23 protein-coding genes and 1 other annotated feature are annotated in these 19,847 nt (G+C 37.1%); of the genes, 4 read left to right on the top strand and 19 right to left on the bottom strand.

Going from position 1 to position 19,847, the window contains the following annotated elements; genetic code table 11:
• Positions 1-318 precede the first annotated feature (318 nt).
• Complete coding sequence (locus AC2CGN_RS10100) at positions 319-963, bottom strand: MBL fold metallo-hydrolase (protein ID WP_286927263.1); 645 nt, start codon at positions 961-963, stop codon at positions 319-321.
• Positions 964-1,132: 169 nt separating this feature from the next.
• Between AC2CGN_RS10100 and AC2CGN_RS10095 the strand changes: the two genes are divergently transcribed.
• Entirely contained in the window at positions 1,133-1,312 is a 180-nt protein-coding gene (locus tag AC2CGN_RS10095; protein WP_031416957.1) for a DUF2759 domain-containing protein, read from the top strand.
• 152 nt (positions 1,313-1,464) lie between these two features.
• Here AC2CGN_RS10095 and AC2CGN_RS10090 read toward each other — a convergent pair whose 3' ends face one another.
• From AC2CGN_RS10090 to AC2CGN_RS10065, 6 genes are all read right to left on the bottom strand, one after another.
• Positions 1,465-1,719, bottom strand: coding sequence for a hypothetical protein (locus AC2CGN_RS10090; RefSeq protein WP_484513640.1), 255 nt, complete (start codon positions 1,717-1,719; stop codon positions 1,465-1,467).
• Between the two features lie 238 nt (positions 1,720-1,957).
• Positions 1,958-3,853, bottom strand: coding sequence for an LTA synthase family protein (locus tag AC2CGN_RS10085; RefSeq protein WP_429987676.1), 1,896 nt, complete (start codon positions 3,851-3,853; stop codon positions 1,958-1,960).
• 276 nt (positions 3,854-4,129) lie between these two features.
• On the bottom strand, positions 4,130-4,342 hold the full coding sequence (locus AC2CGN_RS10080; RefSeq protein WP_283868673.1) for a YqgQ family protein: 213 nt from the start codon (positions 4,340-4,342) through the stop codon (positions 4,130-4,132).
• A 1-nt stretch (position 4,343) separates the two neighbouring features.
• Positions 4,344-4,928 carry a 5-formyltetrahydrofolate cyclo-ligase gene (locus AC2CGN_RS10075; protein ID WP_484513638.1) on the bottom strand — a complete coding sequence of 195 codons (585 nt, stop codon included), beginning with the start codon at positions 4,926-4,928 and terminating at the stop codon, positions 4,344-4,346.
• Between the two features lie 65 nt (positions 4,929-4,993).
• Positions 4,994-5,143 carry a 50S ribosomal protein L33 gene (gene rpmG / locus AC2CGN_RS10070; RefSeq protein ID WP_008408521.1) on the bottom strand — a complete coding sequence of 50 codons (150 nt, stop codon included), beginning with the start codon at positions 5,141-5,143 and terminating at the stop codon, positions 4,994-4,996.
• A gap of 102 nt (positions 5,144-5,245) precedes the next feature.
• Positions 5,246-5,380, bottom strand: coding sequence for a hypothetical protein (locus AC2CGN_RS10065; protein ID WP_429985676.1), 135 nt, complete (start codon positions 5,378-5,380; stop codon positions 5,246-5,248).
• 187 nt (positions 5,381-5,567) lie between these two features.
• On the opposite strand from AC2CGN_RS10065, the gene AC2CGN_RS10060 reads away from it, so the two are divergent.
• Together AC2CGN_RS10060 and AC2CGN_RS10055 are read left to right on the top strand one after the other, a co-directional pair.
• On the top strand, positions 5,568-5,990 hold the full coding sequence (locus AC2CGN_RS10060) for a hypothetical protein (RefSeq protein WP_484513636.1): 423 nt from the start codon (positions 5,568-5,570) through the stop codon (positions 5,988-5,990).
• A 3-nt stretch (positions 5,991-5,993) separates the two neighbouring features.
• A complete protein-coding gene (locus AC2CGN_RS10055) occupies positions 5,994-6,479 on the top strand; it encodes a hypothetical protein (RefSeq protein ID WP_429982414.1) in 486 nt (161 codons plus the stop codon).
• Positions 6,480-6,528: 49 nt separating this feature from the next.
• Here AC2CGN_RS10055 and AC2CGN_RS10050 read toward each other — a convergent pair whose 3' ends face one another.
• The 9 genes from AC2CGN_RS10050 to AC2CGN_RS10010 all read right to left on the bottom strand — a co-directional run bounded on the left by AC2CGN_RS10050 (position 6,529) and on the right by AC2CGN_RS10010 (position 15,476).
• Entirely contained in the window at positions 6,529-7,101 is a 573-nt protein-coding gene (locus AC2CGN_RS10050; RefSeq protein ID WP_484513634.1) for an anthranilate synthase component II, read from the bottom strand.
• A complete protein-coding gene (gene trpE / locus AC2CGN_RS10045; protein ID WP_429982416.1) occupies positions 7,098-8,483 on the bottom strand; it encodes an anthranilate synthase component I in 1,386 nt (461 codons plus the stop codon). The genes AC2CGN_RS10050 and trpE overlap by 4 nt, the downstream gene beginning before the upstream one ends.
• A gap of 165 nt (positions 8,484-8,648) precedes the next feature.
• Positions 8,649-8,855, bottom strand: a binding site (T-box leader).
• Positions 8,856-8,894: 39 nt separating this feature from the next.
• Entirely contained in the window at positions 8,895-9,968 is a 1,074-nt protein-coding gene (locus tag AC2CGN_RS10040; RefSeq protein ID WP_484513632.1) for a mechanosensitive ion channel family protein, read from the bottom strand.
• Positions 9,969-10,039: 71 nt separating this feature from the next.
• The gene (locus tag AC2CGN_RS10035) at positions 10,040-10,912 is read right to left on the bottom strand and encodes a vWA domain-containing protein (protein WP_484513631.1); all 873 of its coding nucleotides are present in this window, start codon (positions 10,910-10,912) and stop codon (positions 10,040-10,042) included.
• 172 nt (positions 10,913-11,084) lie between these two features.
• Entirely contained in the window at positions 11,085-11,744 is a 660-nt protein-coding gene (gene phoU, locus AC2CGN_RS10030) for a phosphate signaling complex protein PhoU (protein ID WP_427541653.1), read from the bottom strand.
• A 13-nt stretch (positions 11,745-11,757) separates the two neighbouring features.
• Positions 11,758-12,591, bottom strand: a complete 834-nt coding sequence (gene pstB / locus AC2CGN_RS10025; protein WP_286927280.1) for a phosphate ABC transporter ATP-binding protein PstB — start codon at positions 12,589-12,591, stop codon at positions 11,758-11,760.
• Between the two features lie 12 nt (positions 12,592-12,603).
• Complete coding sequence (gene pstA / locus AC2CGN_RS10020) at positions 12,604-13,482, bottom strand: phosphate ABC transporter permease PstA (RefSeq protein WP_054771004.1); 879 nt, start codon at positions 13,480-13,482, stop codon at positions 12,604-12,606.
• A 7-nt stretch (positions 13,483-13,489) separates the two neighbouring features.
• The gene (gene pstC, locus AC2CGN_RS10015) at positions 13,490-14,437 is read right to left on the bottom strand and encodes a phosphate ABC transporter permease subunit PstC (protein WP_286927281.1); all 948 of its coding nucleotides are present in this window, start codon (positions 14,435-14,437) and stop codon (positions 13,490-13,492) included.
• Between the two features lie 64 nt (positions 14,438-14,501).
• The gene (locus AC2CGN_RS10010) at positions 14,502-15,476 is read right to left on the bottom strand and encodes a PstS family phosphate ABC transporter substrate-binding protein (RefSeq protein ID WP_286927282.1); all 975 of its coding nucleotides are present in this window, start codon (positions 15,474-15,476) and stop codon (positions 14,502-14,504) included.
• A gap of 229 nt (positions 15,477-15,705) precedes the next feature.
• On the opposite strand from AC2CGN_RS10010, the gene AC2CGN_RS10005 reads away from it, so the two are divergent.
• Positions 15,706-15,900 (top strand): hypothetical protein, encoded by a 195-nt coding sequence (locus AC2CGN_RS10005; RefSeq protein WP_286927283.1) that lies wholly within the window; start codon positions 15,706-15,708, stop codon positions 15,898-15,900.
• Positions 15,901-16,019: 119 nt separating this feature from the next.
• Here the strand turns inward: AC2CGN_RS10005 and AC2CGN_RS10000 are convergent, their stop codons facing one another.
• The 3 genes from AC2CGN_RS10000 to AC2CGN_RS09990 all read right to left on the bottom strand — a co-directional run bounded on the left by AC2CGN_RS10000 (position 16,020) and on the right by AC2CGN_RS09990 (position 19,800).
• Positions 16,020-18,224 carry a peptidoglycan D,D-transpeptidase FtsI family protein gene (locus AC2CGN_RS10000; protein WP_484513627.1) on the bottom strand — a complete coding sequence of 735 codons (2,205 nt, stop codon included), beginning with the start codon at positions 18,222-18,224 and terminating at the stop codon, positions 16,020-16,022.
• Between the two features lie 315 nt (positions 18,225-18,539).
• Positions 18,540-19,145, bottom strand: a complete 606-nt coding sequence (locus AC2CGN_RS09995) for a superoxide dismutase (protein WP_283868687.1) — start codon at positions 19,143-19,145, stop codon at positions 18,540-18,542.
• Between the two features lie 175 nt (positions 19,146-19,320).
• On the bottom strand, positions 19,321-19,800 hold the full coding sequence (locus tag AC2CGN_RS09990) for a DUF456 domain-containing protein (protein WP_286927285.1): 480 nt from the start codon (positions 19,798-19,800) through the stop codon (positions 19,321-19,323).
• Positions 19,801-19,847: the final 47 nt, after the last annotated feature.

The following is a 19,847-nucleotide window of genomic DNA, read 5'->3' as shown; positions in this document are numbered from 1 at the left end:
ATTTACATCACCTATTTTTATTTTAACACAAGTAGATGAAATTGTTTAATTTATCTTTATTCAGCTGAATACTCCCAACTCTATAGGGTGGGGAGATGAATGTTGTTTTTTCTTATTTAGTGGATGTACAAACGCCCGCTGAATCAAGATAAAGCCTCTGGCGGATGTCACGGATTTTGAAGAGGAGCATTTCGAGCTCGAAAAAAATCCAGACGCATTGTTTATCTATGCGAAAGCAAAGCGACAGCTACAAATGTTTTCTGTAGCGAAAGCAAAGCGGCAGCTACAATTATGCTGAGGCTAATTGATCTACCATTTTTAAAATCCATTTAAAAATGGGTTTGTTTCCATCTCTGCTCCGACCGTCGTGTAATTACCATGGCCTGGATAAACAATCATATCCTCTGGTAACGTTAATAATTTATCATGGATGGATGCCAAAAGCACCTTAGTTGAACCACCAATTAGATCAGTTCTTCCTACACCTTGTTCAAATAGCGTATCTCCTACAATGGCAAAGCCATCATTTTCAAATATATAGGAAATACTGCCAGGTGAGTGTCCTGGTGTAAAAATTGCTTTAAAAACAAAATTATTCATTTCAAATAGACGCTCTTCTTTTATTATATTTTCTTCATTCGGTACAGCCACAACATAATCTGGTAAGGCAGCATATTTGCTAGAGCCATTCTTTGATGGATCCCCTAACCAGCTAACTTCCTTTTCATGGATCCAAACGGGAATATTAAAAGCTTCACGGACAGCATCCACTGCACCAATATGATCAAAATGTGCATGTGTTAAAAAAATAGCCAATGGTGTTAAACCATTACTGCGTATCGCTTTAATTATTCGCTGTGCTTCCTCTCCTGGATCAAATATTAAGCATTCCTTCTCTTTATTCGATACGATATAACAATTCGTTTGGACAGGTCCAAGTGAATAACTTCGTACGTTCATCATTGTCATCACCTCAACTTCCTATTATACAGCCTTTGCCGCAATTTGACGATAAATGTTCATAGTTTACGCTATTTTAGTTCTCGACAAAAACAGGTAGAACGTTTACAATTAAGGAGGAATATTGTTTACGACATTCATTTTCTGATGTCGAAAGGAGTGTCAATTTTTAATGAACTTATTAATGGTTATTTTTGGTCTAGTAGCTATTTTAGCTGTAGTTGGTACATTCCAAGCAATTAAAGAAAAGAACCTTTTAAGTGTTGTTTTCAACTTATTAAGTGCTGTAGTATTCGGTTGGTTCGTCATTATGACAATCGTTCATAGTGGTTACCCACCAAAATTACACTAAAATCTAGACGGAAACAAGGGCAGTCTCACTACGAGGCTGCTCTTTTTCTATGTATGAGAGATACATCCTCTTTTAACCGAGCGGATTTTCCACTTACCTGAGCGATTTCTTTCGCCACTTGAGCGGATCTCCCGCTCACCTGAGCGACTTTTTCACTGCCCGAGCGTTTTTCTCCTTAACCGAGCAGTTTTCTTGGCTACCCGAGCGGATTTTCCCACCACCTGAGCGATTTCACCTTCTACCTGAGCGATTTCTTTCGCCGCCTGAGCGTATCTCCCACTCACCTGAGCAATTTTACGCGCTACCTGAGCGTTTCTTCCTTTCACCTGAGCGATTTTTTTCACTGCCCGAGCGTATATCTCCTTGACCTGAGCAGTTTTCGTGGCTACCCGATCGGATTTTTCCACACCCGATCGATTTCACCCGCTACCTGAGCGTTTCTTCCCTTCATCCGAGCGTGTTTCCTCACCACCTGAGCGATTTCACCCAATACCTGAGCAGTTTCTATCCTCACCCGAGCGGATATCACTTATCTGGGCAGTTTACCCGCTATCCTAGAGAAATTTCTTCTGCTCTACCCGAACAGCAGTCTTTTCCAAACTTAAACAAAAAAGAGATCTCCATAAATAGAGATCCCTCTTTCAGTTATTTCACAGCTTCTTGTTTCAAATTACCAGTTTTTTCATCATAGAATCGAAGCAAGTCACCGTTAATGATGGCATCGGAATTTTCTAATTCCATTGTAGCACGATCAGCGTATGGCTGGCATGGCTCGCCATCAATCTCTTCACCAGTAGCTTTGTCATAGCAAGCTTCTCCAGCATAAACATATTTATCTGTTATAAATCGACCATCGCGGAATATAACAAAGTCTTCATGCTCTGGTGAGAATAGATCTGCGCCCATTTGCATATCTTTTGATGTTTCAACGCCAAGAAGGTGTAAGATTGTTGGACGTAGATCCATTTGTCCAGCTACCTCAGTCATTTCTTTACCATCGCCAGCTCCAGGGATATGGATGAATAAAGGTACTTCTTGTAGTATTGCATTATCAAATGGTGTGATGCTTTCTTTTCCTAGATACTGTGCCATCGCCTTGTTGTGGTTTTCTGAAATACCGTAATGGTCACCATACATCACGATAATAGAGTTATCATATACACCTTGATCTTTTAAACTTTGGAAGAAGTCTTTCAGTGCTTCATCCATATAACGAACTGTTTGGAAGTAGCGATTTAATGTACCTGAATTTGAAGTATATTCAGGTATCATGATATCATCTGGGTCCAATGTGAACGGATAATGGTTCGTTAATGTAATTAGTCGAGAATAGAATGGCTGTGGCATATCTTTCATTAATGCTGCAGATTGCTCTACGAATGGGATATCTTTCATTCCCCAGTTAACAGCTTCCCCTTCTCCAATAGTATATGAATCTATATCATAGAATTTATCGATATTTAAAGATTGATACATGATATCACGGTTCCAGAATGATTTATTATTTGGATGCATGACATTTGTAAAGTAGCCGTTTTCTCCAAGACGATCTGCCATTGAGTTGTACGTATTTCCACCATGTGTGAAGAATACAGCACCACGACCTAAGCCGAACAATGAGTTTTCTAAGATAAACTCTGAATCAGATGTTTTACCTAAGCCTGTTTGGTGATAGAAATTACTGAAATAAAAAGTATCTTTATCTTTTGTTAAAGAATTTAAGAACGGTGTAATTTCATGACCATCCATCTGATTATTAATGACGAAGTTTTGTAAAGATTCCATTGACACAACAATTAAGTTACGCCCTTTGTATTTACCAAACATTTCTGGGTTAATGGCTGCCTGGTTAGAGCGAATATAGTTATTCACCTCTACTAGTTCACTACCATCTGCTAACGCACGTTGAGCAGAAGATTTTGATTGAATATAAATATCATATAAGTGATAGTTGTACGTACCAATATTTTTTACAAGTAACTCGCGGTCAAAGCTACGTGTTAACAGTTGTGGGCGCTCTGTTTCTGCTAGTCCTAAGTTTAAGAAAGACATAGCAATTGCTAAAACGAAGAACGCACGACGGAATTCCACGTTAACTTTTACTGCTTCTTTCATTCTAGGTAGATATTTATTAGCTAAAATTAGAATAAGTACATCAACAAAATACAACAGATCCCATGGGTTTACAATTGCTGCTACAGAAGTTCCTAAATCACTGAAATTACTTGTCTGGAATAATACCGGTAATGTAATAAAGTCATTGTAGAAACGATAGAATGCCACATTTCCATATAAGACAATTGATAAAAGAACACTGACAGTAATAATATATCGGTTTTTAGCCTTTGCTGATTTAAAGAATAATGCTAATCCATAAGCAAAGAGTAAGAAACTTAATGGATTAATAAACAAGATAAATTGTTGCATCGCATTTTCAATTTTCATCTCAAAACTTGTGTGATAAACAATGACCGTTTTTATCCAAGTTGCTACAATTGCTAGTATCATAAATGAATGTTTAGGCCACTTAATTGATTTCATTCCTAACATCCTCCCTACTTTCTTACCCAAAAAAATAATAATTTTTAACATTTGTTACTGAAACAAAATATATCTTAATCTTTTTTTTACAGATAATCAACAGATATATTTTTTTAAAAACTTTTATCCTTACTCCTATGCGCTGGATACTTATATATACGTTTTGCATTGTTAAAAGTTTCATAAAATCATAAAAACAGTGGAAAGCCACTGTTTCTTTGAATATTACAAACATGTTACACTATTTTTACAATACCCAAATTCGTAATCTTTCAATCAAGATTGATTATTTTCTTTCATACGAAGTTTTGTAGTTTCTTGTCGAATTAGTAACAATGCCATTTGGTAATCTTTACTATCTAGCACATTTGCTTTATACAACTCACGAATTTCATCCTCCATTAGCATTAAATCCCCAATAGGATCACGTGTGTAAATATAAGTGCCGTATGTTTTCAATAATTCATAAATATCTAACATTTTATCCATTTTAATTCGCTCCTCGTTGTGCAACACAATCTATACGTATTGTGGGCGTCACAATGATATCAACTGGGCAATCATGTGCTTCTGTAGGAACACGATCAACTAGCTGCTCATCAAATAGCAATGATATGAGCTTACCCTTTTTATAGTTTAATACATAGCGGTCATAATAACCACCGCCATAGCCTATTCGATAGCCATATTGGTCAAAAGCAACACCTGGAACAAGTAGGACATTCATCTCATTTGCGTCAACAAACTCACATTTTTCTAGAATTGGCTCACGTAAATGCATATATACAGTTTCAAGCTGTTCAAAAGAATTAATAACGTAAAATGTCATTTCTCTTGTTTTTGGGTTACATTTTGGAACAGCAACTTTTTTACCAAGCTTCCATAATTCGTCTATCAGATGAATTGTGTCGACTTCTGGTTTATTGGAAATGGTAATACCAATCGTTTTTGCTTCTATTATATATGGTTCCTGTAGCACTTTTTTTACTATAGCTAAAGACTGCTCATGATAAGCTTCCTCACTCATAGTTGCAAGCGCTTCCTTTATCCTGTTTCGCAATATTGATTTATCCATGATAAGCCACCCCCTAGTAAAATGTAGAAAGCCAAAACCACTTGTGGTTTTGGCTTAATGAGCGATTACTTAGTTTCACGGTGAAGAGTGTATTTCTTCTCGCGAGAGCAATATTTTTTAAGTTCAAGACGCTCTGGATTGTTACGCTTGTTCTTTTTAGAAATGTAGTTACGTTCGCCGCAATCTGTGCAAGCTAAAGTAATGTTTACGCGCATCATTAACCCTCCCACTCTATATCAAGAATTTAAATTTGAGCATGATTTATACGACTAACCCATTATAACACAAACTGAAAAAAAATCTACCTTCATTTCATATTAAGTTTGCATATGGTAAAATACCTTATAAAGTGAAACTTCAATCGGTGGGTTTTTCCTCATCCCACCTGATTGCTGTAGAGGAACACAAGCTAAGTACTCCTCATCCTGCGGAAATGCTTGTGTGACCAACATCTTGTTGGCCTCAATCGGGATTTACGGTCAGTAATCTCTCACTTATATTTTTTGTTTCACTTAAATCTTGGAGTGGGAATCTTGTATCTGATGCTTCGCTTTCAGTACAGATAACTGACTGCCTGTTTATGCGGGATAATTACATACTTTTAATGGGGTGAAACTAGTGGATTTATCCATCATACTTATGAGCGTAGGTATTGTTCTTATCATTGTATCGTTCTTTTTCAAAAATAGTGCAAAAAAAGTCGAACAGGATGTGGAAGAATTATCGATCTCAATTTTCCAGGAAACCAACAAATTGAAACGACGACTTAAAATTGTCGAAGAGGAGCTACTGCTTGAGCCCGAGTTTCAGGTTAAAACACCGTCAGCAATAAATAACTCAGTATCCAATCAAAAGGTTCAACAGGTCATGCAAGCTGTGCAACAAGCAGCTCAAGTATCCAAAAATGGACAAGTAGCTGCCAAAACAAAACCCATTCATCAAATTATTGTAAGTCAGGTGCTTGAACTTAATAAGCAAGGAATGTCCATAGCAGATATAAGTATTCGCTCTAATTTAACTGAGGAACAAGTCCGACAAGTGATTGCAAACGGAGGTCGTTAATTGATGAATAATTCTGCAATCCGTGCATTTGGCATTGCCTTATTTCTTGTAGGAGCTTTGATAGCTTTAGCCACTCGTTTCGATTTCAGCATCGGTCTTCCGACAAAGGCCTCCACAAATGGAGAGCAAGTAATGGAACTTCAAAAAAAGCTTGCACAAGCAAATCAAGAAATTGCTTCGTTAAAGGAGCAAATAAAACAGGCTCCTAAGGAAAATACTGAGAAGCCTAAGCCATCTGAATCTATAAATAAATCTGTAGACAGCACTAACAATACGGCTACCATGACGCTTCAAATTTATAGTGGCATGGCCCCATATACGGTGGCAAAAAAGCTGGAAGATGGCGGTATCATTGACAATAGTGTGGAGATGGAGCTCTTACTTGCCAATGCAAAATACGCACGAAGCTTACAAATAGGTTCCTATGAGGTCAATTCCTCGATGTCCTTAGAGGAAATTGCAAGGCTAATTACAGGAAAAAAACAATAAATAGGAAAAGGGGCTGTCAATATTAGAGTGACAGCCTTTTCTATTTACTTTATGAAATATGATTTAAGAAGGCTTGCATCATGAGACTGCCCTCTTCTGAACCGATGGATTCTGGATGGAATTGCAGACCAAAAAGCGGATAATTTTTGTGTTGCATTGCCATAATTTCGCCATCATCACTTGCGGTAGCTAAAATTTTAAAGTCCTCATGTAGAGTACTCCTCTCAATAATAAGCGAATGATAGCGCATGACCTCAACTTCACCGTCTAATTGTGCAAATAATCCTGCTTTTTTATATTGAAGTGTAGATAGCTTACCATGCATAATATTTTTAGCCTGCACAATATTGCTTCCGAAAGCCTGACCAATAGCTTGGTGTCCAAGACAAATACCTAAAATCGGAAACTTTTTATAAAGCTCTTCTACTACTTCCACTGTTATACCTGCATCTGTTGGCGTTCCTGGACCAGGGGATAAAATAATCGCCTCTGGCCGCATGCTCTCAATATCAGCTACAGTAAGCTCGTCATTTCGTACAACTGTTACTTCCTTTCCAAGTATTGATATTTGCTGATATAGATTATATGTGAAAGAATCGTAGTTATCGATTAGTAGAATCATTTTTTTACCTCCAATAGTGCGCGAGCTTTATTCAATGTTTCTTCGTATTCAGACAATGGTACAGAGTCATACACAATACCTGCGCCAGCCTGAACATGGGCACTTTGATCCTTAATAATCATCGTACGAATGGCCAGTGCCAAATCCATATCCCCAGTTGTAGAAATATAGCCAACTGCTCCAGCATAAACACCACGCTTCACAGGCTCTAGCTCATTGATAAGCTGCATAGCACGAATTTTCGGTGCACCTGATACTGTACCTGCTGGCAGACAGGCACGGAGAACATCTAAAACATGCACATCCTCACGTAATTCTCCGATAACCTCTGAAACGATATGCATAACATGCTTATAGCGTTCAATATTCATATACTTTACAAGTTTTACAGTTCCAATTTTTGAAATTCGCCCTAAATCATTACGACCTAAATCTACTAACATCCGATGTTCAGCAATTTCTTTTTCATCATTTAATAAGCCCTCTGCAATAGCATGATCCTGGTCCTCTGTTTGACCTCTAGGCTTTGTGCCCGCGATTGGATTTGTCGTTACTTTACGATCTTTTACCTTCACTAAACTTTCTGGGGATGTTCCCAAAATAGTGTATGTTCCATAGTCCATATAGAACATATAAGGCGAGGGATTAGATGTGCGTAATTGACGATATAAGGCAAATGGATTTCCAGTAAAGGATGAGGTAAAGCGTTGGGATAAAACAATTTGAAATATATCACCCTTAAGAATATGCTGTTTCGCACGTTCAACTAATGCGATAAATTGTTCTTTTGCAAGTATCGGCTTGAAATTTAGCTCTCCAAGCTGCATCTCTTTAAACGTCGCTCCAGCGTATAGTTGCTCTTCAATCCGGGTGATCTCCTCTTCCATTTCCTCAAGGGAACGCCCGTCAGCAAATAAATCAATAGCTGCCAATGTAATCTCCTGCTTTAAATGATCGAACACAATAAACGTATCATAGAAAAAGATATGGACGTCTGGCATTTCTAAATCATCCTGTAAGTATTCACCTATTCTCTCAGTATAAAAAGCAGTTTCATATCCAAAGAAACCAATGGCACCCCCAAAAAAGGCAAAGGGATAGTGCTCTTGATGGAACGGCATGACCTGCTTTAATTTTGCAAGTACATTCTCGCTTCCCTTTTCTATATGAAGATCTCTGGTAAAAGTATAACCATCCCTATCACCAAATAATTCTGCAATTGGGTTAACGGCGATAAATGAGTATCGACCGCTCTCCTCGTGCTTGGCAGACGATTCGAATAGCATTTTATGCTTTCCTTCAAGTGATTGATAGACGGAAATAGGCGTCATCATATCCCCTTGCAATACCTTCATGGTATACGTTCTAAGCTCAACTGTCATAATTCTCTCTCCTTCTCTAGGCTCTACTCTTCTACACCTTAAAACATAGCTTAATTGTATCCGGATTTTTTCGAGCTCACTCGAAAAGCCCCTCTTCAGCATTCAACCACCCACTTTAGAGATGAGGGATTTTTGCTGATTCAAGAAAAAAAGGCCTTTCCATCACAAAAGGACGGAAAAGCCGTGGTGCCACCTTCATTGGTCTCCTGAAAGACCCACTCTAAGCCTTATAACGTAGGCAGACGCTAATCCATACTTTTTTCAGGATTAGAGCTCCGAAGTCCATTCACCATTCATTTGCACTAGTTTCCACCAACCACTAGCTCTCTATAACAAATAATAATAGCTACTACTCTTCATCAAAGCTGATTACTCACCTACATTGTAAACCAAAAAAACTAACAATTCAAATTATTTTTTAGTCCCAAACCATTCTTCATCTGCTGGATTTATTAATACAATTTGAAGTTCCTCAACGATTTGACGAATTGCAAATAAAATATCCTGACGTACATCTAACATGATAGCTGTGTCATTACTTGCCACATAAAAACGCACAAGGACACGATAATAGCTCGGATAAAATTCATCGATAAAGACATGAATCATTTCCTTTTCAGTCTTATTATGCAAATAAATTTCTTTTTGAATGGCACTTAAGGCACCTCGTATGGATTCTTCCTCATTTTCAGTAGAAACATATAAAAAATGCTCACATTTTCTTTTTTCTCGTCTTGAGAAATTATAGATTGGACGATTGACCAAATAAGAATTCGGTACATATACAAGTCCTTTATCACCTGTTTGAATCAACGTACTGCGAAGATTAATATCCTCAATGGTTCCCTCAATTTTTTGGTCCTCTGTTGCAATCCAATCGCCAATTTTAAAGGGGTTATCCAAAGCAACTGACATTCCACCAAAAACATGTGCTAGCGTATCACGAATACCAAAGGCAATTGCTACACCAGTTAAACCAATACCTGTTAAAAACCCATTTAAGTTAAAGTCCCAAAAGGAAGCAATGGTAAACATAGCAAAAATCATGATGAGCACTTTTCCTATCCGAAGAAAAAATGGTAATAGGACATTCGCTTCCTCTTCACCATTTAGTGGCAAAGGTTGTTTTGTATAAAAGTTCAAAACATCGTATACCCCTTTGAAAGCGAAGAAAACAATAATCGACAACACAAAATTTTTGGACGCTTTATGTGTGAATAATGGTACATCTATTAAATAGGATAAGCTGATTACGATAACGGAAGCCATAAATGCGTAGCGAATCGCCTTATTAAATTGTGCCAGCACCGTTGCCTGAAAATTGCGCTGTCGATTTTCTAAAAATACAACAATACGATTAATAATTTTCTTTATAACAAAATACTGAAAAAGCCATCCAATACCGCAGAGAGCGATAGCTATAATTACATCCATCCACGTTGGAACTGTAACACTGGGTGGTATTAACCATTTCAATAAATCCATATTTTTCTCCTCTAATTACTATGTATATGCACACAATAAGAGCCAATCACTTTGAAGATCAGCTCTTATCGTTATTGAATAGCATCATCCGCAAAGATGGCCTTATTGGCAAACCAAAATTGTTGCTCATTAAAATTATGCTCATGCATAGCGATAACTGAAAATTCTGCGTGATATTTCTTTTTCATTTCCTCTAGCATTGTTTTAGTTTGCTTTCCAACTAGATGCTTACCATCAATAGGCCTTCCTTCAGTGAAGATAATAATATCTGCTTCACCGCAATGTTGATTTTCCTGCAGCAAGCCTTTAACAAAATGTAATACGGGCAGTATTGCAGCTTCTCCCTTTGCTTTGTATTCCATAAAATCCTTAAAATCAGATAAATTCAAATGACCATTTTCAAAGCGATAGTGTACATGAATTTGATAGTCGTAGGGGACAATATACAAATCTCTTTGCTCACGATGTGCACTCATAAATAATGGTAAAATCATACTTTTACAAAGCTCTGTATAGGCTTCCATCCCCGTTGTTTGTTCAAGACAGATAATGATTGGACCAGGATCTTTTTTATAATCATTAAAAGGAACATATAGGATATTCCCTTTTTTTCTTGTTTGATGCTTTAGCTTTTGGCGTCTTACTTCCTCCCACTTTTGCTCATAATATAAGCGCTGTTCTTTTCCATTGGCTAATCGCTCCGCTTGCTCAATCGTTGGTATATTTTCTTGAATTTCTTGCATGATATCTGCCAATTCAAGTGCAAATGCTGCCATATTTCGTAATGCTTCACTTTTGTAAAAATAATCAATAAAATAATGTTGTTCCTTGTCACTTAATTCTTCTAAATGTAAGTTTTCATATAGAAAGCGTAAATAATCACGTTGCTCTGACGTGATTTCAATAGCAAATTTTTCTATGAGTGAATCTACAGCGTCTTTCACGAAGCAGCACCTCCTTCGCCCTTTTATTTAAATAATGTCTATAGTATAACCAAAATAATTTTTTGACAATACAAATCCACCCAAATATTTGACGCAAATTTGGTAAACATGTTGCTGCTATCACCTTTATTTGCATAAAAAAAGAAGAGCTTGTTGCTGGCTCTTCTCTTCATTAATTATTTAATTCATAATGTTTGCCTTTAACTAAGTAAAATAAATGTTCTGCAATATTTGTGGCATGATCCGCTGAGCGCTCTAAATAGCGGCACACAAAAGTTAAGTGCGTGATTTGAGAAATATGAGCTGGATTTTCAGCCCCTGCACGAAGTAAAAGCGTGATTGTCGCGCCATATAAATCATCGATATAATCATCTAATTCTGCAATTTCTTTTGCATGAACCGTATCTTCCTCAGTAAAGGCTTTAATAACACTCTCCAGCATTTCTACTGTTTTATTGCACATCGTTTGCAAATTCGTAGTAGAAAAAACTAGTGGCTCTTTTCCAATGCGAATTGTCTCTTTGGCGATATTAACCGCATAATCTCCAACTCTTTCCATATCCGAAGCAGCTTTTACTAATACCATCAGACGACGTAAATCGGTAGCTACGGGCTGCTGCTTGGCAATCAGTAAAATTACATGATCATTAATAGCTTCCTCAAGTCGATTAATTACTAAATCATCTTCAAGTATTTTCAGAGATTTCTCTAAATCCTGCTCTATTAATGCCTGAAAAGCTAATTTTAAGGCATTGATACTACTTGTAGCAATCTCGACAAATTGTGCTTGCACTTCTTTTAATTCCTGTTCAAAACGTTCACGTACAACCATTCTTGCCTCCTCCTTAACCGAAACGACCTGATATATAATCTTCAGTACGTTGATCTGCAGGTGTCTGGAAGATAACGTCTGTTTTATCGTATTCAACAACCTCTCCACTTAAGAAAAATGCTGTACGATCAGAAATTCGCGCCGCTTGCTGCATATTATGTGTAACAATGACGATCGAGTAGTCCTTTTTCAGTTCTTGAACAAGTTCCTCCACTTTTAATGTTGAAATAGGGTCAAGTGCAGATGTAGGCTCATCCATTAAAATAACATCTGGTTCAATCGCTAAACAACGAGCAATACAAATACGTTGTTGCTGACCTCCCGACAAACCATATGCATTTTGATTTAAACGGTCCTTTACCTCATCCCAAATAGCCGCACCACGTAATGATTTTTCTACAATTTCGTCAAGAATCTTTTTATTTTTAATACCATGGATACGGGGACCATAGGCAATATTATCATAAATGGATTTTGGGAATGGGTTTGGCTTTTGGAAGACCATCCCTACACGAGTACGTAATTCCTCCACTGTATAGCTTTTGTCTAAAATATTACGCTCACGATAGACAATTTCTCCAGATGTGCGAACAATCGGCACTAACTCTACCATTCGATTTAACGTTTTTAAATAGGTAGATTTACCACAACCTGATGGACCAATGATAGCAGTCACTTCATTTTCATAGATGCTTAAATTGACATCTTTTAAGCCATGATGATCTCCATACCATAAGTTTAAATGACGAGTATCATATACTATATTTTTAGCAACATCAGCCGAAAGCTTTGGCGCCGTTTGAATCGATTTGACAACTGATTTTTCCTCTTTAAAATCTAGTACCATAAGGTCACCTCATTAATAACGTTTTTGGAATTTATTTCGAATAAAGATTGCAATAGAGTTCATCAATAAAAGCACTGACATCAAGACTAAAATACCGGCTGCCGCCACATATTGAAATGCCTCTTGAGGACGTTTTGCCCAATCATAAATTTGCATAGGTAAAGCTGTGAATTGACTTAATAAACCATTAGGTAAAAATTGTAAAATTACAGGAATCCCTAAAACAACAAGTGGCGCTGTTTCACCAATAGCTCGAGACAATGCTAAAATACTCCCTGTTAGAATTCCTGGAATGGCAGCTGGTAATACGACACGCACAATCGTTTGCCATTTCGTTGCTCCCATCCCATAGGATGCTTCCCGTTGTTCGCTTGGTACTGCACGAATGGCTTCCTGTGCTGCCACAATGATAACAGGTAAAATTAATAAGCTCATTGTTAAACCAGCTGCTAAAACACTTTTACCTAATCCCAACATACGAACAAAAATTGTTAATCCCAATAAACCAAAAACGATGGAAGGTACACCTGCTAAGTTAGAGATATTCATGCGAATAAAGTCATTTAGTTTATTTTTTTTAGCATACTCTTCTAAATAGATTGCTGTTCCAACACCTAAAATAATGGATACGGGTGCAACCACACCCATCAACCAAAGAGAACCAATTAAAGCAGCCTTGATACCAGCTTTATCAGCAAAGCGTGATGCATAATTTTTCAAGAAATCGAAAGTTAAATAATCAATACCTTGTGTGACAATTCGATAAAGTAAAATGGCTAAAGTCACTAAGGCAAATGTAGTTGCTAAAAGGAAAAATACCTTCCAAACTTTATTAAATGTAATACGCTTTGTCATTCGTTTCATGACGACCTTGTCATCAATATAGCGCATGCTCATGCTAGTAAACCTCCCTAAAGCGTTTCGATATATAATGAGCAAGTAAATTCATCACTAATGTAAAGATGAATAATGTGAATCCAACTGAATAGATCGAGTAATAAATCGTTGTACCATAACCAGCATCACCTGTCGCAACTTGTACAATATAAGCTGTCATGGTTTGAATAGAATCGGTCACATCTAAATCAAATTTTGGTGTAGAACCACCTGCAAGCGAAACAATCATCGTTTCACCAATTGCCCGGGAAATAGCTAGTACAACTGAAGCAACTATACCTGATAATGCCGCTGGTAATACAACTTTAATGGCAACCTCAAATTTTGTTGCACCTAGAGCCAAAGCACCTTCACGCATACTATTTGGAACAGAGGACATAGCATCCTCAGAAAGTGATGTAATCATTGGTAAAATCATAATCCCAACTACGATTCCTGGACTCAGTGCATTAAATAGTTTTAACCCAGGAATAATTTGCTGTAGCATTGGTGTGACGAATGTTAATGCAAAGAATCCATAAACGATTGTTGGAACACCTGCTAATACCTCTAAAATAGGCTTTACAGTACGTCTTATTTTTTCACTTGCATATTCACTTAAATAGATAGCTGAAGCAATGCCAAATGGTACTGCAACAATTATGGAAATCAGTGTCACTTTCAATGTACCAGCGATTAAAGGTAAAATCCCAAATAACGGTTCCTTTCCTGAAAAAGGTAGCCACTGTGTACCAAAAAGGAAATCCGTAATCGACACGCGTTTAAAGAATTCGAACGTTTCAAAAATTAGTGTGAAAACAATGCCGAATGTTGTTAATATAGAGATAAGAGCTGCAGAAAATAATAGAGTTGGCATTGCTTTTTCCACTATTTTCTTCGTTTTATGATTGCGCGAATTTGCAATTAATTGCTGCACAGATGTTGTCTTATTTTCCTTTTGAGAAACCATTGGGAACTCCTTTCAAATAAGAGAGGGAAAGAGCATACATCTCTTTCCCTCTATGCATGTCTTCTTATTTTAAGCCTTCTAATGTTTTTAAAGCTTCTGTATATTGTTCTTCAGGAAGACTAACATAGCCAACTGCATTTGCCATATCTCCACCATGTTCAAGCGTAAATTTAATGAAATCATATGCCGCTTCATTGTCTTTCATTGCACTATTTTTCACATAAACAAATAGTGGACGTGACAAAGGTGCATATTCACCAGTTTCAATCGTATCATTTGTTGGCTCAATACCATTTACTTTGACAATGTTTAATTTATCTTTATTTTCCAAGTAGTACGCATAGCCAAAGAAACCAATAGCATTTTTATCACCTGCAATACCTTGAACTAGCATGTTATCATCCTCTGATAATGTTGCTGAACTTGCTAGATCTGCTCCATCTAACACTACTTCGTCAAAGTAATCGTACGTACCTGAGTCAGTACCTGGTGAGTAGTACACGATTTTTTCATTTGGCCATGATGGATCAATGTCAGACCATTTTTTAGGTGTTCCATCTTCAATCCAAATTTTCTTTAATTGATCTACCGTTAAATCCTTCGCCCAATCGTTTTCAGGATTCACGACTACTGAAATACCATCATATGCTAAAGGAAGCTCTGTATAAGCAATTCCTGCTTGTTCCAATTTTGCTTTCTCTTCATCTTTTACATGACGAGATGCGTTAGAAAAGTCTGTCTCACCTGCGATGAATTTTTCAAAACCACCACCTGTACCAGAAACACCTACCGATACTTTGACATCTGGTTGAGTTCCTGCATACTCTTCAACAACTGCTTCAATAATTGGTGCTACTGTTGATGAACCATCCCCAGCTACAGCCCCTTGCAGTTTTTTGTCAGCAGTGTCTTGTTCTGAGCTTGCTGGCGTTTTTGTTTCTGCGTTGTTACCATTTTGCGCAGAGTCACTGCCACATGCACCAAGCATTAAAGCTGAACCCATTACCGCTGTCATCGTTAAGTACTTCCACTTTTTCATCTCATTTGCCTCCGTCATTAACTTTTTTATAGTTGTTTGTCTTACAATCTTTACTATAATGTTTGATTGTTGAATTCGTATAAACAGTTCGTAAAAGAGACGTAAAGGAATGTAATGCTTTGTAAACGATTGTAAAGAAGAATTTACAATTGCAATTACTTGCTTCCTTATAAAAAGATGCTATAATAAGCAATTGTGTCATGAATTAATAGAAGAGGAGTTTGACTTTGTGATTAAGCATGTAAAAGTACAAAATGCCGATTACTTTAAAACATATCTAACACTCGTAATGGAACATCGAGAATTCTCTTTACAGGAAGCTGTTGATTTTATGGTTGAGTCCTATTTCTGTAATAATATAGAGCTTTATGGAAAAAAACCAAAGCAACAATTTGAATTAGCAATACAACAACTATCTGCGTAGAATTTCATATGCATTATTATATAGAAGAAAACACGGTATGGAGATTTAATTTCATACCGTGTTTTCTATATCACAACTGACAAAAACCGCTAGGCATTTAAATGCTCTAGCGGTTTCTCTTATTGTTGTTCATCTTCGCCAATTTTATCTTTTGTCACAGCTGGTAAAATAGGCTGTGTTACATCACTATCTATTACTTTTTCAGTTTTATATTTTTCTTTTAATTCATAATATTTATCCAGAGCCTTTCTAGCAATCTCACTATTAGCCGAAAATGGTTGTTGAGGGTTTGTTGATGCCCAAGGAATAACTACAGCGTAGGCAATTTCAGGATTTTCATAAGGGGCAAAACCAACATGTGTATACGTAAGTGTATATGTACCCCAATTTTCTCTCAAATCCCCGTAATATATTACCTCTGCTGTTCCTGTTTTCCCTGCCGCTGTATATGGTGCATTTGCAAAGTGTCTTTTAGCTGTACCATGTGCACCTGTATAGACACGACGAAGCCCTTGTTTTACATAGTTAATTTCATCTGATGAATTATCAATACGATTTAAAATCGTTGGTCCAACCTCTGTTACTAATTGACCAAGCTCCTGTCCATCTTTTGATGGCTGACGCACTTCTTTCACTATATGCGGCTGAATTCGATAGCCACCATTTGCAACGGTTGAAATATATTGTGCTAATTGTAAAGGTGTATACGTATCGTACTGTCCGATTGCTAAGTCAAGTAACTTCCCTCCATAGGTTGGACCAGAAGGACCTTGAACACCGCTAAATTCATTTGGTAAATCGACTCCTGTTTTTACCCCTAACCCGAACTGTGCATAGGAATTACGCATTTTTTGGAAAGTATCGTCCTTTAAACGAAGAGGCATTTTATAGCTATAAGGTGTTTTATTAATGAGAAGAGCAGTTTTAAACATATATACGTTAGAAGATTGCTCTAAGGCTCTTAAACCATCCATCGAGATATAGCCACCATGGTTAAAAATGGATTTTTTCGCCTTAGTACCCAATAAGGTGATTGGTTCGTCGCCTAATACAGTCCGTGGTGTAATTGCTCCTAGATTGTACCCCGTTAGTAATGTTGCTGCCTTAACTGCAGAACCTGCCTCATAAGCTGTTGTAAAGTTACCATATGAATAATCAACGACTACATTTTTTCCTGTCTCTGAATCTTTTTCAATCTTCTTACCAACCATTGATAATATGTCTCCAGTATTTGGATCCATCATAACTAAAAATGCACGATCTAATAATTTTGAACCGGAACGTGCTTTTAAATTAAGTAATTCTTCTTCGACAATTTTCTCTGTTGCAGCAGTTAATTCACTATCTAATGATAAGACCAAATCTTTACCAGGCTCACCTTCATAGGTTGTCACGGTATCGACTACCTGCCCTTTTCTATTCGTAATATTTTTAACAACTGCTTTTTGCCCTTGTAGTAAATCTTCATATTGTGCTTCAATATAACTTTCACCAACGCGGTCATTACGTGAATAATCACGAGCTAAATAGTAATTCAGCTTTTCCTTTGGAATCCCTTTCGCCGGGACAGTTGTTCGCCCTAAAATAGAAAGAGATGATAATTTCACACGCTTCCAATCTGTTGTTGTGTTGACGCCTGGCATCTCTGTTAAGCGTTCTGATACACGTGCAAATTCATCTGCCGATACATTTTCACTTTTAATAATTTGAGGTGATAAATTATAGCCAGAAGCCATCTCTCGATAGATTGCTAGTATTTCTAAATCTGCCTCTGTCAATTGTAAAAGCTCTTCATTTGTAATACGTTCACGCACTAGTTTATCAATCTCTGCGTTGATTTGGCTTGTTGTAATATCTTTTTTTTGTCGAATTTTGTCTTCTTCAGCCTTTGTCACTTTTTTATAGGCAGCATCATGGTTTTTAAGTATCCAAAAATCCTGCTTATCGCGCAATGTCACACGATTTGTAGGCTGTTCAATTAATTGTGCTAGCTTTTCAGCGATTTTTAGCATTTCCTCTGTTTTCGTTGTTTGCATTTTCGTATAGGTAATAGCATTTTCAGGGTGATTATCGACTAAAATACGCCCGTAACGATCATACATGCGGCCCCTTGGTACACTTGTATTAACAGGGACTTCCTCTGTACTCTCTAAAAATTTTACATACTCTTCCCCTTTCACGATTTGCATATAACCGAGTCTAAAAATTAACATTGAAAATACGATAAATATAGCAAAGAAAAGGACATTCATACGAAATGTTAAATTAGAATGATGTTTTGCTTTAACACTCGCCGCGCGATTTTTCCTTGGTGCTTTGCGCAATATGTATTCCCCTCCTTATCTTATTACATTTTAAATACACGATATCTAGTATACCATTCGAAGGTACGACAGGAAAGCATGCACTTGATATTTCATGTTTGAAAACATCATTTATTTGACGGCATATTGAAGTGAAAGGTTGCTATTCCCAATCAATCATTTAAAGTTTTTCGATTCTATCCATTACTTGGGCTTTTCTATCCATATCATTGTCAGTTCAATCCGTCACTTTTGCATCTCTATCCACCAAAACCATCAAAAAAGGCTATGTCATGGTGAGAATCACCGTTGACATAGCCTTTTATTACTCAATCATTATTTTGCAGCTTGGAATTTTGCTTCCACTACATCCCAGTTCACTACGTTCCAGAATGCACTGATGTAATCTGGACGACGGTTTTGGTAGTTAAGGTAGTAAGCATGCTCCCAAACGTCTAAGCCTAGGATTGGTGTTTTACCTTCCATAACTGGAGAGTCTTGGTTTGGAGTTGATGTAACAGCAACTGAGTCACCATCAACGATTAACCATGCCCAACCTGAACCAAAGCGAGTTGTAGCAGCTTTTGCAAATTCTTCTTTGAATGCATCGAAAGAACCGAATTTAGCGTCAATCGCTTTTGCAACTTCACCAACTGGAGTGTTTGAACCGCCTGGAGCGATTACTTCCCAGAATAATGTATGGTTAGCATGTCCACCACCATTGTTACGTACAGCAGTTTGTTTGTCAGCTGGAAGCGCATCAAGGTTTGCGATTAGATCGTTAATATCTTTCTCTGCAAATTCAGTGCCTTCAACAGCAGCATTTAAATTTGTTACGTACGTATTGTGATGTTTAGAATGGTGAATCTCCATTGTTTTTGCATCGATATGTGGTTCTAATGCGTCATAAGCGTAAGTTAATTGTGGTAATTCATAAGCCATTGTTAAGTTCCTCCCTAAAATAAAGAAATAATTAGTACATTCATAGATTATCAAAATTGGTCAAACCATTCAATGAAAAATACTTCAAATTGAAGATTTCAGCCTTTTGACTGAAAACCAATACGTTTACTATCCTACCCTTTTTTCATATAACTAAACACATAACATGAAAAAATCAGATAGCGATAAAGAACACAATAATCATAACAATTTGGATAACCGCTTTTGCTACCGTCGAAGTTAAAAAACCTACAAGCGAACCAACACCACTTTTAACGGCCTCACCGAATGGGCGACGCTCCACAAGTAACTCAGCAATTACTGCTCCTAAAAATGGTCCTATTAGTATTCCTGCAACAGGGATAACGAACGGTCCAATTAATAAACCAATGGTACTACCCCACATCCCTGCATTTGTACCACCGAACTTTTTAATACCAAAGGCGTTTGCTACTGTATCTGCACCAAATAACAGCACAACAAATAAAATCTCAATTGCCCAGAACAACCAATTTAAATCGGTAAATGAGAAAAATAATCCATAGACTATAAAGCCGCCAAGTAAAAAAATAACCCCTGGAATGATGGGGTACACCAAACCAATAAATGAAATGATAAAGCAGGCAATCACTAATATCCAGCCAACAATTTCCACCTAAATTCGCTCCTTTTGCTGTGTGCATTGCCTATCATACGTACAAG

This window comes from Lysinibacillus sp. DFXJR4 (assembly GCF_057196045.1).
This window is presented reverse-complemented; position numbering and strand designations above follow the sequence as displayed.

Coding starts and splice junctions, on each gene's coding strand:
- AC2CGN_RS10100 (WP_286927263.1), bottom strand. CDS start 963: ATGATGAACGTACGAAGTTATTCACTTGGACCTGTCCAAACGAATTGT.
- AC2CGN_RS10095 (WP_031416957.1), top strand. CDS start 1,133: ATGAACTTATTAATGGTTATTTTTGGTCTAGTAGCTATTTTAGCTGTA.
- AC2CGN_RS10085 (WP_429987676.1), bottom strand. CDS start 3,853: ATGAAATCAATTAAGTGGCCTAAACATTCATTTATGATACTAGCAATT.
- AC2CGN_RS10080 (WP_283868673.1), bottom strand. CDS start 4,342: ATGGATAAAATGTTAGATATTTATGAATTATTGAAAACATACGGCACT.
- AC2CGN_RS10075 (WP_484513638.1), bottom strand. CDS start 4,928: ATGGATAAATCAATATTGCGAAACAGGATAAAGGAAGCGCTTGCAACT.
- rpmG (WP_008408521.1), bottom strand. CDS start 5,143: ATGCGCGTAAACATTACTTTAGCTTGCACAGATTGCGGCGAACGTAAC.
- AC2CGN_RS10065 (WP_429985676.1), bottom strand. CDS start 5,380: ATGTTGGTCACACAAGCATTTCCGCAGGATGAGGAGTACTTAGCTTGT.
- AC2CGN_RS10060 (WP_484513636.1), top strand. CDS start 5,568: ATGAGCGTAGGTATTGTTCTTATCATTGTATCGTTCTTTTTCAAAAAT.
- AC2CGN_RS10055 (WP_429982414.1), top strand. CDS start 5,994: ATGAATAATTCTGCAATCCGTGCATTTGGCATTGCCTTATTTCTTGTA.
- AC2CGN_RS10050 (WP_484513634.1), bottom strand. CDS start 7,101: ATGATTCTACTAATCGATAACTACGATTCTTTCACATATAATCTATAT.
- trpE (WP_429982416.1), bottom strand. CDS start 8,483: ATGACAGTTGAGCTTAGAACGTATACCATGAAGGTATTGCAAGGGGAT.
- AC2CGN_RS10040 (WP_484513632.1), bottom strand. CDS start 9,968: ATGGATTTATTGAAATGGTTAATACCACCCAGTGTTACAGTTCCAACG.
- phoU (WP_427541653.1), bottom strand. CDS start 11,744: ATGGTTGTACGTGAACGTTTTGAACAGGAATTAAAAGAAGTGCAAGCA.
- pstB (WP_286927280.1), bottom strand. CDS start 12,591: ATGGTACTAGATTTTAAAGAGGAAAAATCAGTTGTCAAATCGATTCAA.
- pstA (WP_054771004.1), bottom strand. CDS start 13,482: ATGCGCTATATTGATGACAAGGTCGTCATGAAACGAATGACAAAGCGT.
- pstC (WP_286927281.1), bottom strand. CDS start 14,437: ATGGTTTCTCAAAAGGAAAATAAGACAACATCTGTGCAGCAATTAATT.
- AC2CGN_RS10010 (WP_286927282.1), bottom strand. CDS start 15,476: ATGAAAAAGTGGAAGTACTTAACGATGACAGCGGTAATGGGTTCAGCT.
- AC2CGN_RS09995 (WP_283868687.1), bottom strand. CDS start 19,145: ATGGCTTATGAATTACCACAATTAACTTACGCTTATGACGCATTAGAA.